At 42.9% G+C, this 23,214-nt stretch carries 16 protein-coding genes; 2 read left to right on the forward strand and 14 right to left on the reverse strand.

The window, feature by feature from the left end; genetic code table 11:
- Positions 1 to 114: 114 nt before the first annotated feature.
- Positions 115 to 609, reverse strand: coding sequence for a hypothetical protein (locus FX988_RS09005; protein ID WP_160179301.1), 495 nt, complete (start codon positions 607 to 609; stop codon positions 115 to 117).
- Positions 610 to 958: 349 nt separating this feature from the next.
- Between FX988_RS09005 and FX988_RS09010 the strand changes: the two genes are divergently transcribed.
- Complete coding sequence (locus tag FX988_RS09010; protein WP_160179302.1) at positions 959 to 1,915, forward strand: IS110 family transposase; 957 nt, start codon at positions 959 to 961, stop codon at positions 1,913 to 1,915.
- A 101-nt stretch (positions 1,916 to 2,016) separates the two neighbouring features.
- Here the strand turns inward: FX988_RS09010 and FX988_RS09015 are convergent, their stop codons facing one another.
- Positions 2,017 to 4,680 (reverse strand): TrlF family AAA-like ATPase, encoded by a 2,664-nt coding sequence (locus tag FX988_RS09015; RefSeq protein WP_160179303.1) that lies wholly within the window; start codon positions 4,678 to 4,680, stop codon positions 2,017 to 2,019.
- 439 nt (positions 4,681 to 5,119) lie between these two features.
- Here FX988_RS09015 and FX988_RS09020 point away from each other — a divergent pair, with 439 nt between their 5' ends.
- A complete protein-coding gene (locus FX988_RS09020; RefSeq protein ID WP_160179304.1) occupies positions 5,120 to 6,079 on the forward strand; it encodes an integron integrase in 960 nt (319 codons plus the stop codon).
- A gap of 371 nt (positions 6,080 to 6,450) precedes the next feature.
- On the opposite strand, the gene FX988_RS09025 is transcribed toward FX988_RS09020, so the two are convergent.
- The 12 genes from FX988_RS09025 to FX988_RS09080 form a co-directional block, all read right to left on the reverse strand.
- Positions 6,451 to 7,191, reverse strand: coding sequence for a FadR/GntR family transcriptional regulator (locus FX988_RS09025; protein WP_160179305.1), 741 nt, complete (start codon positions 7,189 to 7,191; stop codon positions 6,451 to 6,453).
- A 153-nt stretch (positions 7,192 to 7,344) separates the two neighbouring features.
- Positions 7,345 to 8,901: an MFS transporter gene (locus tag FX988_RS09030; RefSeq protein ID WP_160179306.1), complete on the reverse strand. Its 1,557-nt coding sequence runs from the start codon at positions 8,899 to 8,901 to the stop codon at positions 7,345 to 7,347.
- 125 nt (positions 8,902 to 9,026) lie between these two features.
- Complete coding sequence (locus FX988_RS09035; RefSeq protein ID WP_160179307.1) at positions 9,027 to 9,662, reverse strand: 2-dehydro-3-deoxy-6-phosphogalactonate aldolase; 636 nt, start codon at positions 9,660 to 9,662, stop codon at positions 9,027 to 9,029.
- 51 nt (positions 9,663 to 9,713) lie between these two features.
- Entirely contained in the window at positions 9,714 to 10,757 is a 1,044-nt protein-coding gene (locus tag FX988_RS09040) for a 2-dehydro-3-deoxygalactonokinase (protein ID WP_160179308.1), read from the reverse strand.
- Positions 10,758 to 10,793: 36 nt separating this feature from the next.
- Positions 10,794 to 11,957, reverse strand: coding sequence for a mandelate racemase/muconate lactonizing enzyme family protein (locus tag FX988_RS09045; RefSeq protein ID WP_160179309.1), 1,164 nt, complete (start codon positions 11,955 to 11,957; stop codon positions 10,794 to 10,796).
- Complete coding sequence (locus tag FX988_RS09050; RefSeq protein ID WP_160179310.1) at positions 11,957 to 13,399, reverse strand: NAD-dependent succinate-semialdehyde dehydrogenase; 1,443 nt, start codon at positions 13,397 to 13,399, stop codon at positions 11,957 to 11,959. The genes FX988_RS09045 and FX988_RS09050 overlap by 1 nt, the downstream gene beginning before the upstream one ends.
- 299 nt (positions 13,400 to 13,698) lie before the next feature.
- Positions 13,699 to 15,114, reverse strand: coding sequence for a sulfatase (locus FX988_RS09055; RefSeq protein ID WP_160179311.1), 1,416 nt, complete (start codon positions 15,112 to 15,114; stop codon positions 13,699 to 13,701).
- 53 nt (positions 15,115 to 15,167) lie between these two features.
- On the reverse strand, positions 15,168 to 15,929 hold the full coding sequence (locus FX988_RS09060) for a FadR/GntR family transcriptional regulator (RefSeq protein WP_160179312.1): 762 nt from the start codon (positions 15,927 to 15,929) through the stop codon (positions 15,168 to 15,170).
- Between the two features lie 392 nt (positions 15,930 to 16,321).
- Positions 16,322 to 18,232: a CRTAC1 family protein gene (locus FX988_RS09065; protein ID WP_160179313.1), complete on the reverse strand. Its 1,911-nt coding sequence runs from the start codon at positions 18,230 to 18,232 to the stop codon at positions 16,322 to 16,324.
- Between the two features lie 223 nt (positions 18,233 to 18,455).
- Positions 18,456 to 19,934 carry a sulfatase-like hydrolase/transferase gene (locus FX988_RS09070; protein WP_254700767.1) on the reverse strand — a complete coding sequence of 493 codons (1,479 nt, stop codon included), beginning with the start codon at positions 19,932 to 19,934 and terminating at the stop codon, positions 18,456 to 18,458.
- A gap of 78 nt (positions 19,935 to 20,012) precedes the next feature.
- Entirely contained in the window at positions 20,013 to 21,575 is a 1,563-nt protein-coding gene (locus FX988_RS09075) for a sulfatase-like hydrolase/transferase (protein WP_160179314.1), read from the reverse strand.
- A gap of 38 nt (positions 21,576 to 21,613) precedes the next feature.
- Positions 21,614 to 23,074, reverse strand: coding sequence for a family 16 glycosylhydrolase (locus FX988_RS09080; RefSeq protein WP_201751644.1), 1,461 nt, complete (start codon positions 23,072 to 23,074; stop codon positions 21,614 to 21,616).
- Positions 23,075 to 23,214 lie beyond the last annotated feature (140 nt).

Consider the following 23,214-nt stretch of genomic DNA (forward strand, 5'->3'; position numbering starts at 1 on the left):
ACATACTTAGTACTGCTAACGCCTCACTAAGAGGCAAATAATAGTTAGTTAAAATAAGCGACGAAGGAGCAAAAACCAACTGTTATTTGTCCTTTTGAGTGACTTGTTATGAGTTTAATCTTTGAACTCAATTGAGCTATATATTTCTTTGATTATAGGTCTGTAGAGCTCTATTTTTTGCTCTAGACCAGTAAAAGTAAGTGAAAGAAAATACCCTTGAACTTCAAACGCAGTTACGACATATCTAGTTGGCACTTTTTCATCTGGCCAAATACCTGAATACTCCTGTATATATCCATTGTACGAACCATTTTTAATTACCGTAGCCTCGCCAACGGGTTTATACCACTTCATTTTAGATAAAATACTTTCATGTTTATTTTGCATGAAGTTATTTAAGGTATTATCTGTAGCTCTATAAACAGTACCTGCAACGTCAATGTCTCGATTCTTAGGTTCTATTCCGAAAATTCTGTTCTCATAAACAATCCAATCTGATGGTGCTTCAATTGAAAGATTAGTTAATTGGGGGTATGGGACTCGCATTGTATCTCCTGCACTTACCGAAAATGTTAAAATTAGACTAATAATTAATACTATTGTTTTCATGACGCATACCTCTAATGACTCATAACTTTTCAATAACGGGCGCAGACATGTGGGGCATAATGGCGAAGCCGCCCCGCGTGTATGCGTCCCAGCCTGCGCTGCAGGCGGCTTAATTTTTTTGTATGGATAATAACTCAGGTAAATCATCCTGATTTTAGTCGGGGTGAGGTAAAGTGAGACCCAAGCTTTAGCTGCAACTAAAGCCTTCTTTTGTGGTAGTTCGATTGATTGATGGCTCCTCAGTTGAGAGACCGATAACAAGAAAGAACGCCACAAAGGACTCCAAGCAAAACACTCGAATAGTCTACTGGGTCTCAACCCGCATTATGCAAGCAAGAGTTAGCTTATTATGAATACAAAAACAAATCAAAGCGTTAACGTGGGTGTCGATACGGGCAAGTTTCAATTAGATATTTACATCCGCCCTCTCGATATTTATTTCACCGTTTCGAATGATGAAAAAGGCATTAAAGAAGCCATAAAAATAATCAAACAACACGCACCTGGGCGCATTATTATTGAAGCAACAGGCCGTTTAGAAATGCCATTTATTATCGCATGTGCAAATGCTAATTTACCCTTCGTTGTTGCCAATCCTATTCACATTAAACGCTTTGCTGGGGCGATAGGTCAGCGGGCTAAAACAGACAAACTAGATGCTCAACTGATTGCGCATTACGGTGAGGCTATTCAGCCTAAATTATCTCAACTAAAACCAGATACCATGCAGGCTATGAGTGATTTAGTTGCGAGACGAAATCAATTGCTCGTCATGCAAACGATGGAAAAAAACCGCCTGCAAATTCTACCAAAAGAACTCGCTATGACTATCAAACCTATTCTCACCGTCTTTAAAAACCAGATAACCAAAATTGAAAATAAAATCGTCGCGCTCATAGAATCTTGCCCTGATTATCAAGCGAAAAACTGCATCTTACAGAGCATGAAAGGAATCGGAAAAATAGCCTCCGCTTCCATCATCAGTAACTTGCCAGAGTTAGGTTACATGACTAACAAACAAGCCTCTGCATTAGTCGGTGTGGCTCCCATGAATCGAGAAAGTGGGCGCTATAAGGGATTGCGGAAAATCCAAGGTGGCAGACATCAAGTCAGAACCGTTTTGTACATGGCGATGATGTCAGCAATACAAAGTAACCCCGTATTCAAGGAAACTTATCAACGATTAGTCGCAGCGGGTAAGCCTAAGAAAGTGGCTATTATTGCGTGCATTAGAAAGATGGTTGTTATCTTAAACTCAATGCTCAGAGACGGGGTCATGTGGGAAGCGCCAAAGGCTACAAATTAGCTATTGACGCCATAGTCTCTTGTTATATGCCATCACCCTCAACGAAAACCGTCGATAAAGGTTGTAATTCTAGACTTATTTTTGAAGATACCTTTAAACTGCTACAACGTGTATATTTTTTGACGATGAGAAAAAGCTCTTTCCCCACCTTCCAAAATTGCGCAACAATCTTTCTGAATAGAGCCTCTATCAATAGAACCTCTATTAACAATCGATGTTTGATCATTTGTACTTCTAAGTGGAATAATTAATTCCGCATCACCCAGAACTGCAATATTTGCATTATGTGTAACAATAATGACCTGTCTTGTTTCTTTGATCTTTTTGAGATTGGTAACAATTGTTTTATATATAAATTCACTATCCAGATGGTCCTCTGGCTGATCAATTAGAAGCGGAATATTATTTTTAGACTGTATTAATATTGCTAACAGAATTGACTGTTGTTGCCCTAATGACAATTTAGAGATCGACTTAGATATATTTTTTATTTGCCCATTAATCTCTACAACTTTCGTCACTAATATATTAGGTCGATCTTCGTAGGTAAGCGCTTCAAAATCTTCATACGAATAGTTATCACGTACACGCTCAATGATTCGCTCTATATCTTCATCAGAAAAGACACGCTTATTGTCTTCATCCAACAACGCTTCGAAAAGCGTTTTTCTACCGCGCTTCACCTCTGAAGCAAAGGTTATTGGAGATAAGTTTGATGCGATGATCTCAGATTTTTTAACTTGAGATGTTCTCCACCCCATCACCTGCTTCATAAGCTCTTCGAAGCTTGGCGAATAAGTTCCTTCAGTGTATTTAGCTGCAACAAAGAGACCATCAACTGAATTTTTCAAATTATCGTTTATTTGAATACTAAAAGCATAGCGTACCTTATAAATTTCCTTCTTTAACTCTAAACGTTTCTTCAGCAGGTCGCTTCTATATTTTTGGGTTTCTTTTAATTTAAGCTGATCTTTTTCGAGCTTTCTTAAGCGCTTTTCATAATATTCAAGATCATTGGCTATTTGATTTATTTTTCCAATGTCAAAAGGGATTCCGGCTTTATCTAACTCTGCTTTTTTCTCGTCAATCTTCTTTTGTATTTCTGATTCTTTTGACTTCCATGAATCCAACTGGACTTTAAGGAGAGCTATTTTCTCCTCTAAAGCAACATTTAATTCGTCAGATTTAATTGAAACAATTCCAGAGAATTCGTTAATAAGCTTCTTTACTTCAGTAAATTGATCCTTCCCCACAATGATTTCTTCATCAGAGAAGTTATTGAAATAGTCAAATAAGTCAGTATCTTTTAGTACTTTTCGGTAGTTTTTAACAAGTTCTTTAAGTTGCTCAATAAGATCATTCCTTAACCCCTTTTCCTTAACCAAGGCTACTTGATGTTTAACAAGCTCACCTACTTTATCTTTTTCTAATCTTGATTTTTTTTCTTTAAGCGCTTGAAGCTGTCTTTCAGTATCTTTTATAGCCAAAACTTCAATCCGCAGCTTTCCCAATTCACTTTGATTATTTAGTAGCAAGTCACAAACATTGTCATCTTCATTTTTTAGATGTTCAAGCTCCAAAAAACCATCTAAAAATGCTAGCAATGCTTCTGGGTCATTATCGCTATTTTTTACTGTATCGGCCGTTTCACTTTGCCCATAGCACTCGATAGGGACTCTTTGAAGACCGTCCTGTCCATCTGTATGATTAAATGTATGATCATTCTTTGAACGTCGAAATTCTAATTCTTTTCCTGTCTCATCTTCGTAAAATAAACTGATATCATCAGGCCATACATCACTATCAATAACATTCTTAGATGATTCATTGCCTGACGCTACGCGTATAATTTCCATTAATGTTGACTTACCGGTTCCCCTACCACCAATTATGCAACTAAGGTTATCACTGAAGTCAACTCTTTGGTCGTGCAGAAGACCACCTTTAATATGGACACCAGTAAATTTAGCAACCTTTTCAGGAATTGTATCTTCAAGACGTACTCGTGATTCATAAGAACTCAAGGAAATACGAAGAGCATCAAAACTCAGTTCATCAACTTTAAAGCGTGTTAGCTTTTTATTGCCTTCTGCATTAGTTCCAAGCTTATTAATAGAGTGTGAATCCGAGGACATAACTTTAGGCAGAATGACTTCATCGTGAAGTTCAAGTTTTTCTCGTCTTTTTTTGACTAAAGACAATCGATGAGTATTGGTATCGTTATCAGTATAAAGATCAAAACTTTCCTTTTTACTTATTTCAAGAGCAAGTAATGCAGAATGACAAAACAAATCATCCATCTGAGCATTAAATCTAGACACAGTCTTTTCAAACCCTGAATCTAATTCAATATGAGCTAGCACCCCAAAGCCATGGTACTGTTCTGCTAAATTTAAGCATTCAACAATACCCTGTGAACAACGTTCTTTGTCATCAGAAATATTTAGCTTTCCGTGAAATGATCTTAGGTTTTTAAAAGAATTAAAATACACAAGAAGGTGTCCTTGTGTTGTACTAACTTCTATTCCAGGGACTACAAGTATGTCTTTATCTTGAGCGTAATCAATTGCAATATTACTGTTTAGAATCTCGTTGTGGTCTGTAATACTAATTATTTTTAAATTGGATCTTAACGCAGTATCTACTATATTTTTAGGCGTCATTTTTTCGTCTGTCACATCAAACGAACCGAAATCTATTCCGTAAGAATGAATATGAAGGTCAGCTCTAACGAACTTCGCACCTTTATTGAAATTGTTAACCACAATTAACTCCTAATTAATGGATTGAAGGGTATAGAATCCCTGAATTCATAGTCTTCTTTGGAAAGATAAATACACCCCACTGAGAGGCATTTAACGCTTATTATCGAGCATGTCGTATATGTAACTTCTAGATATGATTGTTGTTTTCATCATTTTAAGTTCTTACCTTCTGATTTTATTCAGTATTTTTTACTATCGTGCGAGTAAAACCACTCGGAGTTGCAAAAGCAAAAGGAGACTTAGGTTTAACGAGACTTTTCTGCTTCCTATTAAAAACTATGTGAAAAATATTTTCCATAGTTAAATTAATAACTTAGCATATTTTTGAAAAACAAAACGAGACCTTAGAAATTTACATAATAGGAAGCAATCTTGACACAATTTAAAAACATGCATTATACCTGTATATAAAAACAGTTCGTTTGCAGGAGATAATATTATGTCCAAGTCACCTTTTATAGAATCTATTAGGGTTACTTTGCGAACCAAAAGGTATAGCATAAAAACGGAAAAGGCCTACCTTCATTGGATTAGACGATTTATTTATTTCAACGGCAAGCGTCATCCTAAAGATATGGGGGAACTAGAAGTTGAACAGTTTTTGTCACATCTTGCTATAGCGTTAAAAGTTTCCCCAACCACTCAAAACCAAGCCTTGTGTGCCGTAATTTTTATGTATCGTCATGTGCTTAATATGGACTTAACCAACATGTCCTTTAAATTCGCTAAGACACCTGTCCGTGTTCCAGAAGTATTAAGTCATAATGATGCGATTGCCGTAATCAATAAATTACGAGGGGTTCATCATACTATTGGCACACTAATGTATGGCGCGGGATTCCGTATATCTGAGGTGTTGAAGCGGCGCGTAAAAGATTTTGATTTTGAACGAAACACTATTTTTATTTTTCGCTCAAAAGGCCAAAAAGACCGTGTAACAATGTTTCCAGAATTGGCTAAGCACCAGATTACTAGACAAATTCAAAAAGTGGAGTGTATTCATCAAAAGGATATTGATGAAGGGTATGGGCTGTCATCACTACCACCTGCTCTAATACGTAAATACGGGAAGGCCGCTACGAACTTATCTTGGCAATATATATTTCCTTCAACTACACGATGTGTTCACCCTTACGATGGCTATGTATGCCGTCATCACCTTCATCAAACGGGGTTTCGGAAGGCATTAAAAAAAGCAGTTCAAGAAACAGGAATTTTAAAACGGGTTACATCACATACGTTTCGGCATAGTTTCGCAACACGATTGCTCGAAACAGGGCATGACATTAGAGTAGTACAAGAATTACTGGGGCATGATGATGTAAAAACCACACAAATTTATACCCACGTTTTGGGTAAGCATAAGTCTGGAGCGATAAGTCCGGTGGATGCGAGTTGAAATATCCAAAGAAGTAGCAGACTTTTTCAGCCACTCTCTTAAAGTGTCCGCTAGCGCTTTTTCTATCGTAATAACTAAAGAAAAACCAATGTCCGCTCTTGACACATTAGGATCAGACAACGCCTAAAAATCGATACTAATGAATGTCCGCTCCTTGTCTTCAGCGGACTACTATCGCAGTTTCGCCAATGACCGCTTTTCGCTCATTTCAGCCTGCAGAGGCTGCTCCGTAACTATCAGTTCGATGCATCAAGTTAGCAGTGCATCTATAGTTTAAAATCCGCTGTTAATCTTCCTAAAAACAAAAACACCAGCCTAAGCTGGTGTTTAATTGTTTGATGCTCACTTACTGAGTCATGTTACCTATAAGGCTATTTGTACTTAGCGACTTTATCGACCAATCGGTGGTCTGCATCTTTAAGTAAGTTAGTGGTTAACTCTTCAGCTCGATCGGCATCTCGATTAGCAATAGCGTTACACACCTCACGATGAAATGGCACTGAGGTTTTATTTGCACGAGGATCTTTGTTGGTTAAACGAATACTGACTAACAAAGCCGAGTAAATAACACCTTCCATCGCTTTTAAAAACTCATTGTGAGCAGCACGCAAAACAGCACGGTGAAACTCAGCATCAGCAATAATAAAGTTTTCTACTGTGCCCTCTTCTTGCTCCATGGCAACACACGCCGCTTCTATTTCAGCAATGTCTTCCGCTGTAGCACGTTCTGCCGCCCAGCGAGACGCTTTCGGTTCAAATGCTAAGCGAATTTCCATTAATTGCTTTAGAAACGCGGGGTTAGGTGGAGCAGATAGATGCCAAGCTAATACATCATCATCTAACATTGACCATTGGTCACGTGCTCTAACGCGAGTGCCAATGCCTCGACGAACATCGAGTAGTCCTTTGCCAACCAATATTTTAACCGCATCTCTTACAACGACTCGGCTGACCTGATAGCGTGTTGCTAAGGTATTCTCTTCATCAATAAGTGTACCGGGCTCGTACGTACCGGCAACAATGCGCCTGCCTAATTCGCGGGCGACTTGTACCGGCATACTCGGCGTCATCGTCGCCGTGCGCTTAAGATCGTAATATACTAGTTCGCTCATGGTAATATTCTAAACATATTATGTTAGGGGATGCTGTAAATGTACCACGCTTACAGAATGATACAAAGCATATTACCTCACTACTTGTGTAAATGATCGTCAAGACAATTGTTAACGAAACAATAACGCCGCTCAAGCGTGTCTTTATCTCAATTAGTGGCGTACCAAATCCCGCTCTATATCTTCAATACTTTTGCCTTTGGTTTCCGGCAATATTTTAGCCATAACTAACATGCCAATGAATGCGATAATGCCATAGTTTAAAAATGTGTTGGCTGCCCCCAAGTTTTCCAGTTGCCAAGGGAAAAATTGCTGTATTAGGTAGCTCGATACACTTTGCACGAAAGCCGCTACTGGCAACGCGACACTGCGCACGTTGTTCGGAAATATTTCTGAGAATATTACCCACATCACAGGCCCTATCGACATGTTGAACGCCGCTAGAAAGGTGAATAATCCAAACAGTACAAAAAACGCATTAATCGTAATGGTTGAGTTAATAATGGCTCCGCTGACCAAAGGTAAGTCTTTTTTAGAGTAAATCCCTGTCAATTCACGCTTCAAGTCCACGTCTGTGGCATAAGTTTTCCCTACCAATGGCTGCAATAATGTGACATCGACATTGCTTTGCTGAATCTTAACGATGGCCTCTTCGCTCAATTCATAATGTGCTGACTTAAATCCATACCAGATCGAGGTATGGGCGATACCGATAAACAACAAGCCAATAAGGGTCAGGTTACGACGCCCCCATTGCTCAACAAATCGAATGGCAACAAGGGTGAAAATTACCGCGACTAACCCTAGAATGACGGTTTGCATGAAGGTATCTTCTACTGACATGCCAATCTGCTCAAATACCGTGGGTGCATAAAATAGCACCGCATTCATACCACTTGCACCTTGTACGATAGCGTAAGCAAACGCCACACATAAAACCAATGTAAAACGCTTACTGAAGAGGGTTTTTAACTGGGTAATAGGTGTGTTTTTAGACTCTTTTTGTAGGCTTTCTTGTACTGAATGGATCAGTTGTTCAATCTGCTCTGCAGGAGCAATTTTTGCAAAGGCTTCACGCGCCTCCTCGATCCGTCCTTTTGCTACCAGCCACCTTGGTGAGCGCGGCACAGTTAACAGTAGTAAGAACCAAACGATATTAGGCACCAATTCAAATCCGAGCATTAATCGCCACACATTTTCATTGTCTATCCAGGCAATACTGTCCATGGACAACACCAAACAATAATTGGCGACAAATGCCACTAAGCTGCCTAACGTAATTAACAGCTGATTAATCGATACGAATTTACCCCGCTTATCAGCAGGTGCTATCTCACCAATATACATAGCGGAAACCGTAATGGAGGCAAAAGCAACTCCCCCAATAAAACGGCCCACAACTAACATGGCATAGCTAGTTGCAAATGCTGATAACAAAGTAGACAAAGAGTAAGTCAGAGCAATCGCCAACAAAACTTTTCGACGACCAAATTTGTCACAAAATGAACCGGTAAACATCAGCGCCAAAATCACGCCTAAAATAGCGACCCCAACCACTGTTCCAGTTTGGATGCTACTGAGTTCAAATTGTGAATTTACGAATCGCAGTGCACCGGAAATATTGGCTGCATCCAAGCCAAATACAAAGCCACCAAAGGCGGCAATAATGGCAAACTTGGTCACATTTCTGTCGACGTTACTAATAGTCATTTTACATTCCAACTTGATTAGCGGTTTGTCACTACGTATAACCGATGGCGTTCATTCATCAGTATCGTGTATTAACTCACCCTTGTTATTGTTGTTAGTGGTGGCGCATTAGAGGCAAATAGCCTTTATTTTTTTGCTGCGCGCCATGCATTCACATAGCCTTTCGCGTTGTCGGTGACTTGCTCTACCGTCATACCCGCTTTATATAAACCCGAACCTAAACCAAATCCGGCAGCACCTGCTGTGATAAACCCTTCCATAGTGGTATTAGACACGCCCCCAACTGGCAGCACAGGAACACTGCTTGGTAGCACCGCCATCATTCCTTTGAGCCCAGTGGCACCTATGGTATCTGCTGGAAACAGTTTGATGGCATCCGCCCCAGCATCAATGGCAGAAAACGCTTCCGAAACAGTGTAAAACCCTGGAACCGAAAACAACCCTTTGGATTTAGTATGGCGAATCACATCAGGGTTGACGTTTGGCGAGATAATAATTCGCCCACCTGCGGCTGCAACCTCATCGACCTGAGCACAGCTTAAAACTGTTCCAGCACCGATGATTAACGTGTCACCAAATGCAGCCACTAATCGTTTAATGCTTTCATAGGGTTGAGGCGAATTCAGGGGCACCTCGATAACATTAAATCCTTGCTCTTGTAATGTTTTTGCCACGTCGACCACTTCATCAGGGGTGATCCCACGCAAAATAGCCACCAGCGGTAATTCATTCAACGCTTCGTGTAATGTCATTAAACTCATTGCTTTTCCTTATCGAAAACTGTTACTGCATTGGATAGATAACGCCAAGCGCTATACCTTACCAGCGGCTTTGGCAATATTAAGAATACCAAGGCACGACGCCGTTTCAGCAGCAACACTACGCACATTAAAATAGGTAGAAGCGATCACTCGCTCATATAGCTCAGTTAGGGCTGGCGCGCCCACAAGGATAATTGGTGCGTATATCTGCTGCGCTTTGTCGCCCGTACTATCCTTGGTGTTTTTTTCTTGATATACCTCGAGCATGTCAAAAACCTCAGTGGCAATCAGCATGCCTGATAGGTAACTATGCACACCTGCTGGCTCGATCTCTTGATTAAGTACTTTACTTCTGGCACTAAAAAGTTTGTGCAATAGCGAGCCTGGGGCTTGAGCAGTTCTTACACCGGCATCAAACGCAGCACCATTAAACGCATCGGCACTCGTTTCATGCTGATACATTTTGCCTAATATGCTGTGCTCATTGAGCAAGGCAAACAATTCTCCCGTCATATAGGTGCTAAATTGACGAATACTCGGTGCGCCTTGTAAAGATGGATCATGTGATACATCAACTTGGGCCCATTTAGAATGTGTGCCGGGTAAGCACACTAATTGCGTACTAGCCTCTGTTAGTTCATGATCGTGAGCGCCACTTTGCGCTTGCATTTTGTGCGCTGATAACGCGCCAAATATTTGCACTTCTTCGCCACGCATCACGTCAACTAAACCAAAGTTTGACAGGCCTTTTACCCCAGGCACAATAAATGCCTGTAATTGTTCATCATTTGACACTTGGCACAGATTGGCCGCTAAATCATCTAACCTGCTAGGGCACGGTATGTAACCCGCGTCTTGCCAACCTTGCATACTACCGACCATGCCAGCCAAAATCACAGGGATTGATTTAACGCTTAACCAAGGTTGCAAAAGCTGGCGTAGTTCCGGGCCGTACTGACCCGAGCTAAAATTCAACACCCCTTTATCGCTTTGCAAGCGGTCTAAGACCGCACCTTGCGTATCAATAAGATAAGCACGTAAATTAGAACTGCCCCAATCTACGCATATCAGCGCCGCACGATTGAAATCAAGCATAACCTTGACCCATTTCAGTATTTACTCGCATACCGACTAACCGCCTACAGCGTATTTTTTGATGAAGTCACGGTTTGGCTCTATGCCAAGACCAGGGCCTTTAGGTAACGCAACAACGCCGTCATTACGTTTCACTTGTTCGTTGATTTCTAATGAATCAACCAAAAGCTCCTCGCGGAATCGATTCGGCGTTGTGTCATACTCGAGCATAGGTTGTACCGGATGCGCAGCGCCTGGGAAGTCAGGTAAGGCTGCTAGTAGGTGCATATTTGTTGCCACTGCGACAGCTGAGCCCCATACATGATTCACAACAGGCACGAAATGCGCTTGTGCCAGCGCGATGACCTTTTGATAATGAGTGATACCACCTAAGCCACACACTTCGGGTTGAAGGATATCGACACAGCGGTTTTTAATAAGATCTCGGAAACCCCAAACGGTAAATTCGCCTTCGCCTCCCGCAATGTTAACATCTAAGGCTTCGCACAACTCGCGATAGCCTTGTAAATCTTCTGGCGCAACGGGCTCTTCAAACCAAGCTACACCTAAACGTTCCAATTCACGGCCTAAAGGGATCGCTTCGCGTGTGGTATAGGCGTGATTAGCATCGACCATTAACGACACATCTGGCCCGATCGCTTTGCGCACGGCTTCAACCAACCGCACATCTTTTTCTACACCTAAGCCAATTTTCATTTTCATGGCTTTAAAGCCTTTATCCAAAATGGCCGCGCTTTCTAGTTCAAATCGATGCGCTAAGTCGGGCACGCGCTGCAGCATCATGCCATAACCATAAACACCGATTTCTTCTCTAAATGCACCACCCAGCAACTGATATACCGGTAGGTTATGAACTTTTCCAGCTATATCCCATAGCGCGATATCTATCCCAGATAAAGACTGAATCGGCATGCCTTTTTGGCCATGATCACGCATCAAATTGTAAGCTTTGTGCCAAATCACTTCCCGATCCAATGGATTCATGCCCAAAATCATTGGCTGAATCACTTTTTCCACGATGGTTTTATTCGCCAAGGCGATGTTGCCGCCGCCGAAACACTCACCCCATCCTGTAACGCCAATATCAGTGCGAACTTCCACTAAATGCGTAGTGCGCTTAAAATAATACTGCTGTGAATAACCCAACTCTTCATCTAGGTCGTATTGTAAAACGTGGCTTATAACTTGAGTAATTTTCATTATGCTTGCCCTTTGCCCAACGCCGTAGAGACGCGTTTAACGGTAAAATATTCCTCCAGTGATAGATGTGAGCAATCAACTCCCACCCCTGATTGCTTCACACCACAGTGAGGCAAATTAATAGCGTATTTCACGCCATTGATATGCACTTCCCCGAAACGCAAGCGTTTAGCGACACGTTGGGCACGTTCGTTATCTGAGGTGAAAATAAACGACGACAAGCCTGCTTCTGTATCATTTGCGTCTTGTAAAACTTGCGCTTCTTCGTCAAAGCTCAACACACTGACAACCGGGCCGAAGACCTCTTGACGATAAATATCAGCATCACGTGGTACATCTTTGAGCACAGTTGGCGCATAAAAGGCCCCCTGGCTTAAATGCGCTGGCCGCCCTTTGCCCGTCAACAACACAGCACCTTTAGCAACAGCGTCATCAACAAGTGCATCGATTCTGTTCCAAGCCTGTTGGTCAATAACAGGCCCCATATCAATGGGCTCATCACGAGAAAAACCGACTTTGACAGCTAAGGCTCGTGTCACAACTTTTTGATAAAACGTCTCTGCAACTGAGCTATGCACAAAGACGCGATTAGGTGCGACGCAAATTTGCCCTGCATTTTCGAATTTAAGGCCACAAACAATATCTGCAGCCAAATCTAGATCCGCATCAGCAAAAACCAGCACTGGTGCATTACCACCAAGCTCCATCGAGTAACGCTTTATTGATGTGGCGCCATGCTCCATTACATGCTTACCGGTTTCAGTCGATCCAATCAGTGTTAACAAAGCGGGAATTTTCGACGATGAAATGGCATCCCCAATTTCTTGATCTGGCCCACATACGATATTGACCACACCGGCAGGAAGGCCGATTTGCTGACAAATTTCACCTACCGCAAGCGCTGAAAGCGGGGTTTTCAAGGAGGGTTTAACCACAATCGGACAACCTGATGCCAATGCGGGTCCTAGCTTATACGCCAAATTTAGCAATGGAAAATTCCAAGCGAGAAAAGCAGCAACGACCCCAACTGATTCACGTACTAATACATGAGAATGGGTACCTTCTTTATCTTCAAGGGTTTCTACATCGTGCTTTTGAATCTCACCAGCAAAAAAGTCTAAGCTGTCTAAAAGCATTTCGAAATCGCCTTGGGTACTCGCCCAGCTTTTCCCCATTTCAAGATGAATACATTCTCTCAAGTGGGTTTCATTCTCTTTTAGCGCGACTTTTAACTTCATCATCCAATCAACGCGTTCGCTAATCAGCGTATTTGACCAACTATCATAAGCTGCGTCAGCTGCCTGCAAGGCCGTTATGGCTAGCGCGCCATTAGCAACACTCATCTGGGCAACAGCTTCATCATTCGCTGGGTTGATAACCGAAGCCGAAGAATGACCACTATGTAAGGCGCCATTGATGTACATTTTTTTTGAAATAGTCATGTCCGTCCTTTAATGCGAGAAACTAAATGGATAAGGAATTTGCACACATTTAAACATATGATGTTTAAATTAACAATATGTAATAGTGAATAAATTGTTAACTAAAAAGTGCGGTAGGCAGTGAACACGCCAGCTGCAAAGCGACGTTGATAAGTAAGGCTAACCATTCTTGGCGTCAAACAAACCGGGAGTGAGGGCGTTAGGCGTAACTAAAACAATGGGTAAAACTCAAGAAAGAGGGTTGGCTTGTGAAGTGTGCTTTGCACACCTCACTCACCAAACAGAACACCACTGAGTGCTTACTCAGGTTTGCTCGGAACACGATATTTATCCATGCGGTTCAAATCGTATTCTTCAAACTCTCTTTTTAGTAACCATAGTGGCCGTTCTAGGGTCATCTCCCAGGCAAAAAAGTCTTTGAACATTTGTTTAACCCGTTTTGGCTCTTGCGAAGCAAGGTTATGTTGCTCACCGATGTCATTTGCAAGGTTGTATAGTTCGGCAGGTCGGTCAGGAAAACGAAGGAGTTTCCAATCCCCTTGACGAATAGCGCCACGCGTTTCTTTTTTCCAGTACATGCTTGCATGTGGTAATGCATCACTTCGGCCAGTAATGTAGGGGACTAAATTTACACCGTCTAAAGTGGACATTGGTTTTTCACCGCCACCTGCGATAAAAAATGTCGGGAGTAAGTCCAGTGTGCTCACCGGTTTATCATATACTTTACCTGAAGGTAATTTAGCCGGCCATTTCATTAAGAAGGGGACACGGATACCGCCTTCCAAGAAGTTAGACTTACTACCAGCTAACGGGTAATTAGATGACGCATTTTTGTCTGTAGGGCCGCCATTATCGTTACTAAAAACCACTAATGTATTGTCTTCTAAACCTAGTTCTTTAAGTTTATCTAAAACAGCACCACTTGCTCTATCAAGGGCTAAGGTCATTGCTGCTACTTCTTTGCGCTTACCGGTTAGCGTTGGAAATTGCGCTAAATCCTGCTCTGTCGCTTCCATTGGAGTATGCACCGCATTGAAAGACAAGAAGATAAAAAATGGCTTATCCGGTGCTTTTTCAATGAATTTGTTCGCTTTGTCAGCCAGTACGTCAGTTAAATAACCTTGGTGCTCTTTAAAGTTTCCAATACCTTCCTCAAGCTTTTTATCAGTGAAAATCTCTGATTTTCGCTGGGGTGCATTCACTTCGTAAGCCCAGTAACTACGATCCCCACCACGAAAACCATAAAACTCATCGAAGCCACGATGCATGGGGTGTAACTCATCTGTTCCGCCTAAATGCCATTTACCGAAAAACGCCGTGCGATATCCCAGAGATTTCATGTAATCTCCCATCGTCACTTGGTCAAGTGGGATCCCCATTTGAGCCCCTTTAATGGCAGAATTTTCACTCATATAACCCGGAACATTAATTTCTTCATATCCGAATTTTTGTTGATAACGCCCAGTCATTATACCTGCCCTTGAAGGGCCACAGGTTGAATCAGAAACATAACCTTGAGTAAAGCGAACACCTTCGCTGGCGAGCTTGTCCAAATTAGGGGTTTTCATGGTCTGACTACCTTGAAAACCAAAATCCGCATAACCTGCATCATCGGAAAATAAAAAAACAATGTTCGGTTGCTTTGCATAACTAGCCGTACAGCAAGCCAAACTGAGCGTGAGGGTTGTTACCACGCGACGAAGAACTGATTTCATGATTTTAACCTCAAGAAGGAAAGTGAATAAAAGGCGCACATCGCGCCTGATAATCAGGCGACTTTATTGTCAACCTTATGTTGTAATCGTTCACTGGCATCACGTAGTAAACGATCAGTCAATTGCTCTGCTAACGCACCATCCCGATTTGAAATGGCTTGACATACTTCATAGTGAAACGGAAGGGACGTACCATTTTCAATCGGATCTTTATTAGTTAGGCGAATACTCACTAACAAAGCCGAGTAAATCACCCCTTCAATATCTTGCAGAAATTCATTGTGAGCAGCGATCAATATCGCTCGGTGAAACATCGCATCTGCTTTAATAAACTTAGTAACAGACAATTCATTCGCGTGCTGGTACTCGTACTTAACCATGTCCTGATAGGCCGCTTCAATATTGGCAATATCCTGTGCGCTAGCTCGTTCTGCCGCCCATCGCGCCGCTTTTGGTTCGAATGCTAAACGAATTTCCATTAGCTGCTTTAAAAATGTCGGTTCAGGTGGCGCAGATAAATGCCAAGCTAGCACGTCATCGTCTAACATTAACCAGCGATTTCGTGAATTAACTTTAGTACCAATCCCTCGTCTGACTTCTAATAAGCCTTTACTGACGAGTATTTTCACGGCGTCACGTATTACCACTCGGCTGACCTGATATCGCTCTGACAATGCATTTTCGTCGTCAATTAAGGCGCCTGGCTCAAATTTTCCGGCAACAATACGTCGCCCAAGCTCTCGGGCGACTTGCACAGACATACTGTGAGAAATCGTACCGGCTTGCTTTAAATCATAAAACGTCATTTCATTCATTCATCAAATATAAACATATGATGTTTATATTTCAAGGTGGATTTACAATATATTTTGCTTACCCGCAGCGAATAATGATGAATAAAGGTTAACCCTTATTGCGCAATAACGAAGGAAGCGTCGAGCCTGTCACTCAACATAAATAGGCTTACGTCAAAAACGCATGAAATGCTGCAGAGCAGCCTTAACAACCAGGCTACAAAGGGAGAAATATCAGCCCCTCCGGACAGAGGGGCTAGGTATATATGCGCGCCCAGATTGAGGCTCGGCGTGACTCATCTATGGCACTCCACATGTAAAGATCAGGCGTTGCATCTATTACTTGTTGAGCTGTTTAGCTGCGTGAGACATTATTAAACTCGCGAAACAGCGACTGGCTTTTCTTGTTTAGCTTAATGCTTACCTTTATTCGCAAAGGAATAAATACTATCCGGCGTTAAGTCTGCCGCCTTATCTGTCTCGCCGTTACTCCACCTCACATCCACGCTTTCAATATGTGTGCACTGGCCAATGCCAAAATGAACTGTGCTAGGCAAGGATTGTGTATAAGGCGCGCCACTGTTGCCGACTCTCTGGACTTGGTTGTGTCCGCAAGCGCTGATCGTTATCATGGCGTCTCTAACTGAAGCGCGGGTATCAGGTGAAGGTGTTAGCGCAATCTTGATATAGTGATTATTCTTATCTCTCCCACCGTTTTGGTATACGTGCCATTTACCCCGTTCGTTTGCGTAAACCAAGTCCATATTGCCGTCAACGTCGTAGTCAATCACATCAGCTCCCGCTCCCAGCGCTCCTAACTCAGGGGATACAACCCCGTGATGCAAGTCGGCCAAAAATGTTCCGTCACCTTGATTTAGTAATACATGTTGCGTGTTCGAAGTGGCCATATTACCCCGCTTAACCACAAATAAATCGCTAAAACCATTGTTGTCAAAGTCGCCTACTGCCACACCTGTGTTGTGCTCGCGTGCAAGTAAGTTCGCTTGTTGCGTGACATCAACAAACTTGCCTTGCTGATTTTCTAACAACAGATCAATAGGCCCGTTAGACAAATCTGTCGTTTTGTATGCGCTCACATTTTTAATCACCCCTGTTGTAGGAGGATTAGTTGTGCCCGCAATACGCCACGTATCATTGCCTATGTAACCGATATAAATGCCTTTCTTCGTCGGTTTATCAGGCCAGCCTAGGGCTAAACTACTGACCAAACGTATATTTTGCCCACCGTGAAATTCCCCAGGAAATTGATATTGATAACCGCTTTCACCGATAAAGACATCTTGATCTGGGTATGCAGTTTGCAAATTTTCTATTTCTAACACTTCTCCAATAACGAGATCTTGCAGCTGAAATCCACCGCGCTTAGTATAAAAAGCAAGCGTTGAGGTTTGCGGATCGTAGAAGGTATCACCTGCATTTAGTTCTTTGCCTCGAGTAAGGTATAAATCAAAGTCACCATCATTATCAAAATCAAGTTGGGCGATGCCGGTGACATCGGTTATGTCCTGCCCCAGTACTTGTTGGGTAACATCCTCAAAACCAAATTTGCCATCACCTTGCAATGCTTTGACCGCACCATTGCCGTATAGCAGAATGTCGCTAAACTGGTCTTGATTGAAATCGGTAATAAGTATTTTTTGCCCGTCACGATGCGTGCGAGGTAAATTTCCAACTTGCGTCATTTTACCATCACCGTCGTTACGATATAGGTAGTTCTCGCCTTCCGGTCCAGCATACATTGAAGGAAACCCTAACAGGGCTAAATCTAAATCACCGTCATTGTCGGCATCAAAAAACTTGCTTGTTCGCCCACGCATATTCCTAAGCGGCGGGGTAAATGCATCGCCTTGTGTAATTTTGCGATCTTGAGTGAAATGAAAAAGCTTAGCATTGCGGGCGTTTGCCCCTGAACCACCGCCGCGCGAAATCAACGCGTACATCACACCATCTTTATCAAAATCACCAACACCGATACCATGCATATCGCCTACTATTAGGTCGTAGCCTTTGACGAATGTACCTTTATTGTTCCAGTACAATTTAATGCTGTAGCCATGATCAGTCAGCAGTAAATCATCGTAACCATCTTGATCTAAATCAGCAATAACAGGGTTATCCCACTTACGTCTGTTCATATTTTCAAGAGAGATGGCATTTTTCGCTGGACTAAACCGAGTGGTGGTCAGTTGGGCTTCATCCACCACTTGATTGGTTGGGGTTAACGCTGCACTTTGGCAACCCGATGTGAGTATCACAAGTACACTCACAGCGATGATTGAAACACGGTAGAGGGGAGTATTCATTTATTCTAAACCTCATCTTCATTTATTTGAATGGATGAATGCATTAGGTGCTAGCATTGCGTTAATGCATTATTTTGATCGGTAGTGTTGCTAGGTATTGTTAAGATCTGTTCCACATGGCACATGCGCAGCAAGTAAACGATAAAGCGAGCGGTATCAAGAAAAGCATTGCCAGCCCATCGCTTAGCCTGTAAACGATAGGCATTACACTGCACAACCGTTATTATTTGGTGCCGTGATCATCAACCTGAAACGTTTTGTCAAAGCGCGGCATTGCTTTTAAGCGCCATCTTGCCCCTTCGTCTGAACGATGGAACCATTTAGGTTGTTGGTTATTCCAACTCCACGACTCCATTGAAGAAACCATGTCACGTAAAATGGCCGGATGTTTAGCGCTGATATCATTTTCTTCAGATATATCTTGTGCAACATTAAACAACTTCCAGTTCTGATTATGATTTTTAACTGCTTTGTACTGATTTCGTCGAGCTGCGGCGTCACTGTAACCATCACGATGGCGTAAAACATAAATAAACTCATTTTCATGTGGCGCAACATTAGCCATTAAAGAAGGCCAGATATTTTTACCATCGAGTATTTTTCCCTCTGGTAAGCTTGCGCCACCAATGGCAGCAAAGGTTGGATACAAATCGAGTGCCAATACTGGGTGCGCGAAGCGGTTACCTGCTTTTATATGTTTAGGCCAATGCATTAACATTGGAGTGCGAAAGCCCCCTTCTTGAACACTGCCTTTCCCCTCTTTAAGGGGGTAATTATTTGCTCCTTGACCTAACTTACCGCCGTTATCACTCATGAAAACAATTAACGTGTTTTCATATTGACCGTTTGCCTTTAGCTGACTAACGATCCGTCCTACTCCACGGTCTACCGCGTAAACCATAGCTGCATAGGTGCGGCGTTTTTTATCTTTAATATGACGAAACTGGGCTAAATCATCTTCTTTCGCTTGAAGCGGAACATGAGGTGCGTTATACGCCAGATATAGGAAAAAAGGCTGTTGTTTTGCTGTTGCTTTATCGACAAAAGTAACGGCTTCACGACTGAGCCCATCTGTAATGTATTCTGTCTCACGCACCTCTTTGCCATTATGCTCAAGAGGGGTTAAGTACATGTTTATATTGGTCAAACCTTGAGCAACTCGCTTGTTATAAGCCTTTTCAAACTCCTCGGGAAAATAATTGTGCCCGCCGCCTAAAAAACCATAAAACTCGTCAAAACCATGTTTGTTAGGATGATACTGTGGTGCTTCACCTAAGTGCCATTTGCCCATTGCACCGGTAAAATAACCCGCATTTTTCATGGTTTGAGCGATAAAAGTTTCATCTGCAGAGACACCCACATTTGAATTATCTTCTGGTAGATTAAATTGCGCGCCGATCTTATGAGGGTAACGGCCAGTCATAATGGCGGCTCTACTAGGGCCACAAAAGGGATGTGCGACATAGGCAGCGTCAAACGTCACCCCCTGCTTTGCCAATGCATCTAAATTTGGCGTACTAATGTCTTTTGAACCATTGAAGCCTACGTCGTTATAGCCTAGATCGTCCGCCAATATGAATAGTATATTAGGCTGCTCGCCAGCTGCTTTTTCCGTCGCCAGCGCACAACTTGATACGCCAGTTGACATCGCAACGATGACCACGCTTATCAATGTGCTTATTTTCCGATTAAACCTCATCATCTTGTCCTTATCTAACTCACATTTATCCACACGACCCAGCCTATTCTTGCATCAAGCTGGGCACATTAAATCTTTCAGTCAGTCAACTTTATACGCTTGACTCTTACCTGCTGAGCTACGATAGCCAGCCATTTGATAACGGAACTTCTCTATTGAAGGATCGTTAATCCGCACTAACTCATCTTCCATTAATTGCACCATATGGCGTAGCTGCTCGGTGTAAGCTTTGTCTTTAATCAGGTTGTTAACTTCGATTGGATCGTTTTTAAGATCATACAACTCATCGCGATTGTCCCCAGGGTTCCAGACAAATTTCATCTCTGGTGTGCGCAGTGCGCGGATACCAAACCAACCACCGTTGTACCATTCGTAAGCATAGAGTGCTTTATCCACTCTCCCGTCATCAGCCTTATCACCCAACGCCATTAAAGCGGTCAAACTGCGGCCGTCCACATCGCCATCGGGCGTAAGCTCCATCATGTCCCCAAGCGTTGGCGCAATATCCAACATAGATACCTGTTTGTGCACAATTCTGGGCTCGATGTGAGGTGCCCGAATGATTAGTGGCATACGCATCAGCTCGTCATAGGCGTAAGGCCCTTTGTCATACAGGTCATGTTCACCCAACATACTCCCCTGATCGCCAAGTACGATAATCGTCAAATCGTCGTACATACCTACATCTTTCGTGGTCTGAATAATTTCCCCTACGGCATGGTCAATCATCGCAATAGCACCGTAATAAAAAGTGCGTGATTTACGCCAATCCATATCTGTCATATGTGACACGTCATGCCAGGGCCACCAATCTTCATCTTGAGCCATGGGTTTAAACTGCCGCTTGACAGCGTGATTCGCGGGTAGCTTTACCGTCTTGGGGTCAAACATGCTAGCGTAGGGCTCAGGGACGCGATAAGGAGGGTGAGGCTGCTCAAAACTGATGACCCCAAAAAACGGCTGATCTTTTTTAGACGCCTCTTGCAGCATTTTTTGCCCCATGTGCACATTTTCTGCGGTATGGCTTGTTTCATAAGTACCAGGAAGCGTCTGGTAATACTCATGTTTCTCCCCATTTGCATCCCGCTCGCCGTGACGATACTTGGCCATTTGAGATTGTTTTTCATATGGCACGTAAGGACGAGAGTGGCGTGGTTGAGCGTGCTCTTTTCCCCACATAAAGTCTGCACCGCGTAATGCAGGGCCTTGAGGACCTAAATGCCACTTCCCTACATACCCAACGTTATAACCGGCATCGGCTGCTCGACGAATGACCCCACCTTCATCTTCAGACAACTCATCAACCCGCGAGTGATACAAGCCCACGTTGTCATCAAGTCCTGTTTTGTGTCCCCAACGCCCGGTAAAAAAGGCTGCTCGTGATGGTGAACACAAGCCCGTGGTCGTCATGGCATTGTCAAATCGTGTTCCCGAATGCGCTAGCGCATCAATGTTTGGAGTAGGCACTGGGCCGCCCCGATAGGAAAAAGTGTCAAAGCGCATATCGTCGAACATCAACACCAGCACATTTGGCTTTTTACCCACTGCAGGGCTTTTTTGTGCACTATTGGGGGCGGCTAAACTAAAACTACTGTGACTAAATAGCAGTGTCGCCACACCAACTAATACCATTTTCAACTTCATTTTTTTCTCCTAGAGTATGCAATGAGGGGACCCGCGCACTACTTGACCTCTTCAATGGCTACGTTATCGATAAATAAGGTACTTTTGCCGGAAGCTAGCTGATCGCTATCAACTAAAATAGTAAGCGCATCATCAGCCGCCGAAGCGGTTTGATGCGATATTTTCTGCTGCAGATTCACCCACTGACCTTGCGCAACATCTTGCAACGCAAAATCAAGTCGATCTTGCGGGCTTGTCAGCGCTATGCTTATTTGCTGTAAAGTACTGCCTGGCTGCAACCAAGTATCAAATGAAATTTGATACTCTCCCTTAGGAATGTTTACCGACCCCTTTGGTGCAACTATCTCTATATTGGTGTTGTCAGCGGCCTGCATTTCAATTTTGAGGCTCTTCTTACCTTGTGTGGCACGCTCGTAAACCAAGGACGCATGCTTAGCAGCCCCCCCGGGAAACTGCCAAAATTGTTGATAGGCTTTGCTTTTTGGACGCGCAGGCTCCTTAAGCAAGGGCTTCGGGTATTGGGAAAATATATACGGCCCCTCAAAGCCGTAAAACGCAGGTTGTAATAAATTGGTTTGAGGTTTTTGCCAAACACGCACGTAATCTACTTCAAATGTTCCTGGTAACTCTTCCTTGTGTGGCATACCTAGCCATTGAAATATCTCGGAGTCTAGCCAAATCTCCATGGGGTTGGTTAATACCCATTTATCGCCTAGCGCCTCTTGGGTAGTCGAATAAATAAGTTTACCGTCTGTATATAATTTGAGGTAACCCTCTCCCCACTCAGCACCATAAACATGGAATTCATCCGCGACTCGAAACGGATATTGCTCACTATGCTGAAACGCCCAAGTGGGGCGTTTTGCTGGTGGACGCCAATCATGAACAGTCGATTTCACATAATCTTCGCGGATATTGCCCCTAATTTTGGGACGTCCCATCTGTTCGTAGATATCCAGCTCCGATTGATAACCTATGGTCCAAAATGCGCTGGTCATAGCGGCATCAATGGCTTTTGAACGCACTTCCATGTAACCATGTAAAAATCGCTCATGACTTACAATAGCTGCCGTTGTGACAGGCAAAGGCTTACCCTCGTGTACGCCGTAGCCCGAGTCAACATTTCCATCCGCGTAGTTCTCATTAGCAAAAACGAAATCTGGCTCCCACTGACTTTTTAGCTTAAGTAGGCCCCCCTGAACGGTAACATTGTGCGCAGCAAACTGAGATGGAGCGCGCCCCTTCCAAATGTAATATTCGTTCTCTTCACCTTGAACAAACCATTTACTCGCATCGATATGACTGCCACTAAACTCATCACTCACTGCGCTATTGAGCACCCACCCGCCAAGATTATCTGGATCAGATAGCGGCACGACGTTTTGCCATTGTTTCTGTGCAACCTGTTTTGTGGCTGCATCCTGCGGTTCAATCTGGCACCCCATCATTCCATGAGCCGTGAAGAAGATCAGGATGCTTTTTACCAAGTTCACATGCATAAGGTTAAATTCCTTTCGTCATTTTGACGTGCAACAACGAATTACTCTCATTTAAATAAAGCGCGAAGGGCTGACCATCACAATGTATGTGCGCATCACTCAACGGGATACACGCTTTCTTTGTTAAAGAATGATTAAAT

Origin of the sequence: Paraglaciecola mesophila (assembly GCF_009906955.1) — a bacterium.
Taxonomy (GTDB): domain Bacteria; phylum Pseudomonadota; class Gammaproteobacteria; order Enterobacterales; family Alteromonadaceae; genus Paraglaciecola; species Paraglaciecola mesophila_A.

Excerpts from the sequence above, each read along its gene's own strand:
- FX988_RS09005 (WP_160179301.1), bottom strand. The coding sequence starts at position 609 with ATGAAAACAATAGTATTAATTATTAGTCTAATTTTAACATTTTCGGTA.
- FX988_RS09010 (WP_160179302.1), top strand. The coding sequence starts at position 959 with ATGAATACAAAAACAAATCAAAGCGTTAACGTGGGTGTCGATACGGGC.
- FX988_RS09020 (WP_160179304.1), top strand. The coding sequence starts at position 5,120 with ATGTCCAAGTCACCTTTTATAGAATCTATTAGGGTTACTTTGCGAACC.
- FX988_RS09025 (WP_160179305.1), bottom strand. The coding sequence starts at position 7,191 with ATGAGCGAACTAGTATATTACGATCTTAAGCGCACGGCGACGATGACG.
- FX988_RS09030 (WP_160179306.1), bottom strand. The coding sequence starts at position 8,901 with ATGACTATTAGTAACGTCGACAGAAATGTGACCAAGTTTGCCATTATT.
- FX988_RS09035 (WP_160179307.1), bottom strand. The coding sequence starts at position 9,662 with ATGAGTTTAATGACATTACACGAAGCGTTGAATGAATTACCGCTGGTG.
- FX988_RS09040 (WP_160179308.1), bottom strand. The coding sequence starts at position 10,757 with ATGCTTGATTTCAATCGTGCGGCGCTGATATGCGTAGATTGGGGCAGT.
- FX988_RS09045 (WP_160179309.1), bottom strand. The coding sequence starts at position 11,957 with ATGAAAATTACTCAAGTTATAAGCCACGTTTTACAATACGACCTAGAT.
- FX988_RS09050 (WP_160179310.1), bottom strand. The coding sequence starts at position 13,399 with ATGACTATTTCAAAAAAAATGTACATCAATGGCGCCTTACATAGTGGT.
- FX988_RS09055 (WP_160179311.1), bottom strand. The coding sequence starts at position 15,114 with ATGAAATCAGTTCTTCGTCGCGTGGTAACAACCCTCACGCTCAGTTTG.
- FX988_RS09060 (WP_160179312.1), bottom strand. The coding sequence starts at position 15,929 with ATGAATGAAATGACGTTTTATGATTTAAAGCAAGCCGGTACGATTTCT.
- FX988_RS09065 (WP_160179313.1), bottom strand. The coding sequence starts at position 18,232 with ATGAATACTCCCCTCTACCGTGTTTCAATCATCGCTGTGAGTGTACTT.
- FX988_RS09070 (WP_254700767.1), bottom strand. The coding sequence starts at position 19,934 with ATGATGAGGTTTAATCGGAAAATAAGCACATTGATAAGCGTGGTCATC.
- FX988_RS09075 (WP_160179314.1), bottom strand. The coding sequence starts at position 21,575 with ATGAAGTTGAAAATGGTATTAGTTGGTGTGGCGACACTGCTATTTAGT.
- FX988_RS09080 (WP_201751644.1), bottom strand. The coding sequence starts at position 23,074 with ATGCATGTGAACTTGGTAAAAAGCATCCTGATCTTCTTCACGGCTCAT.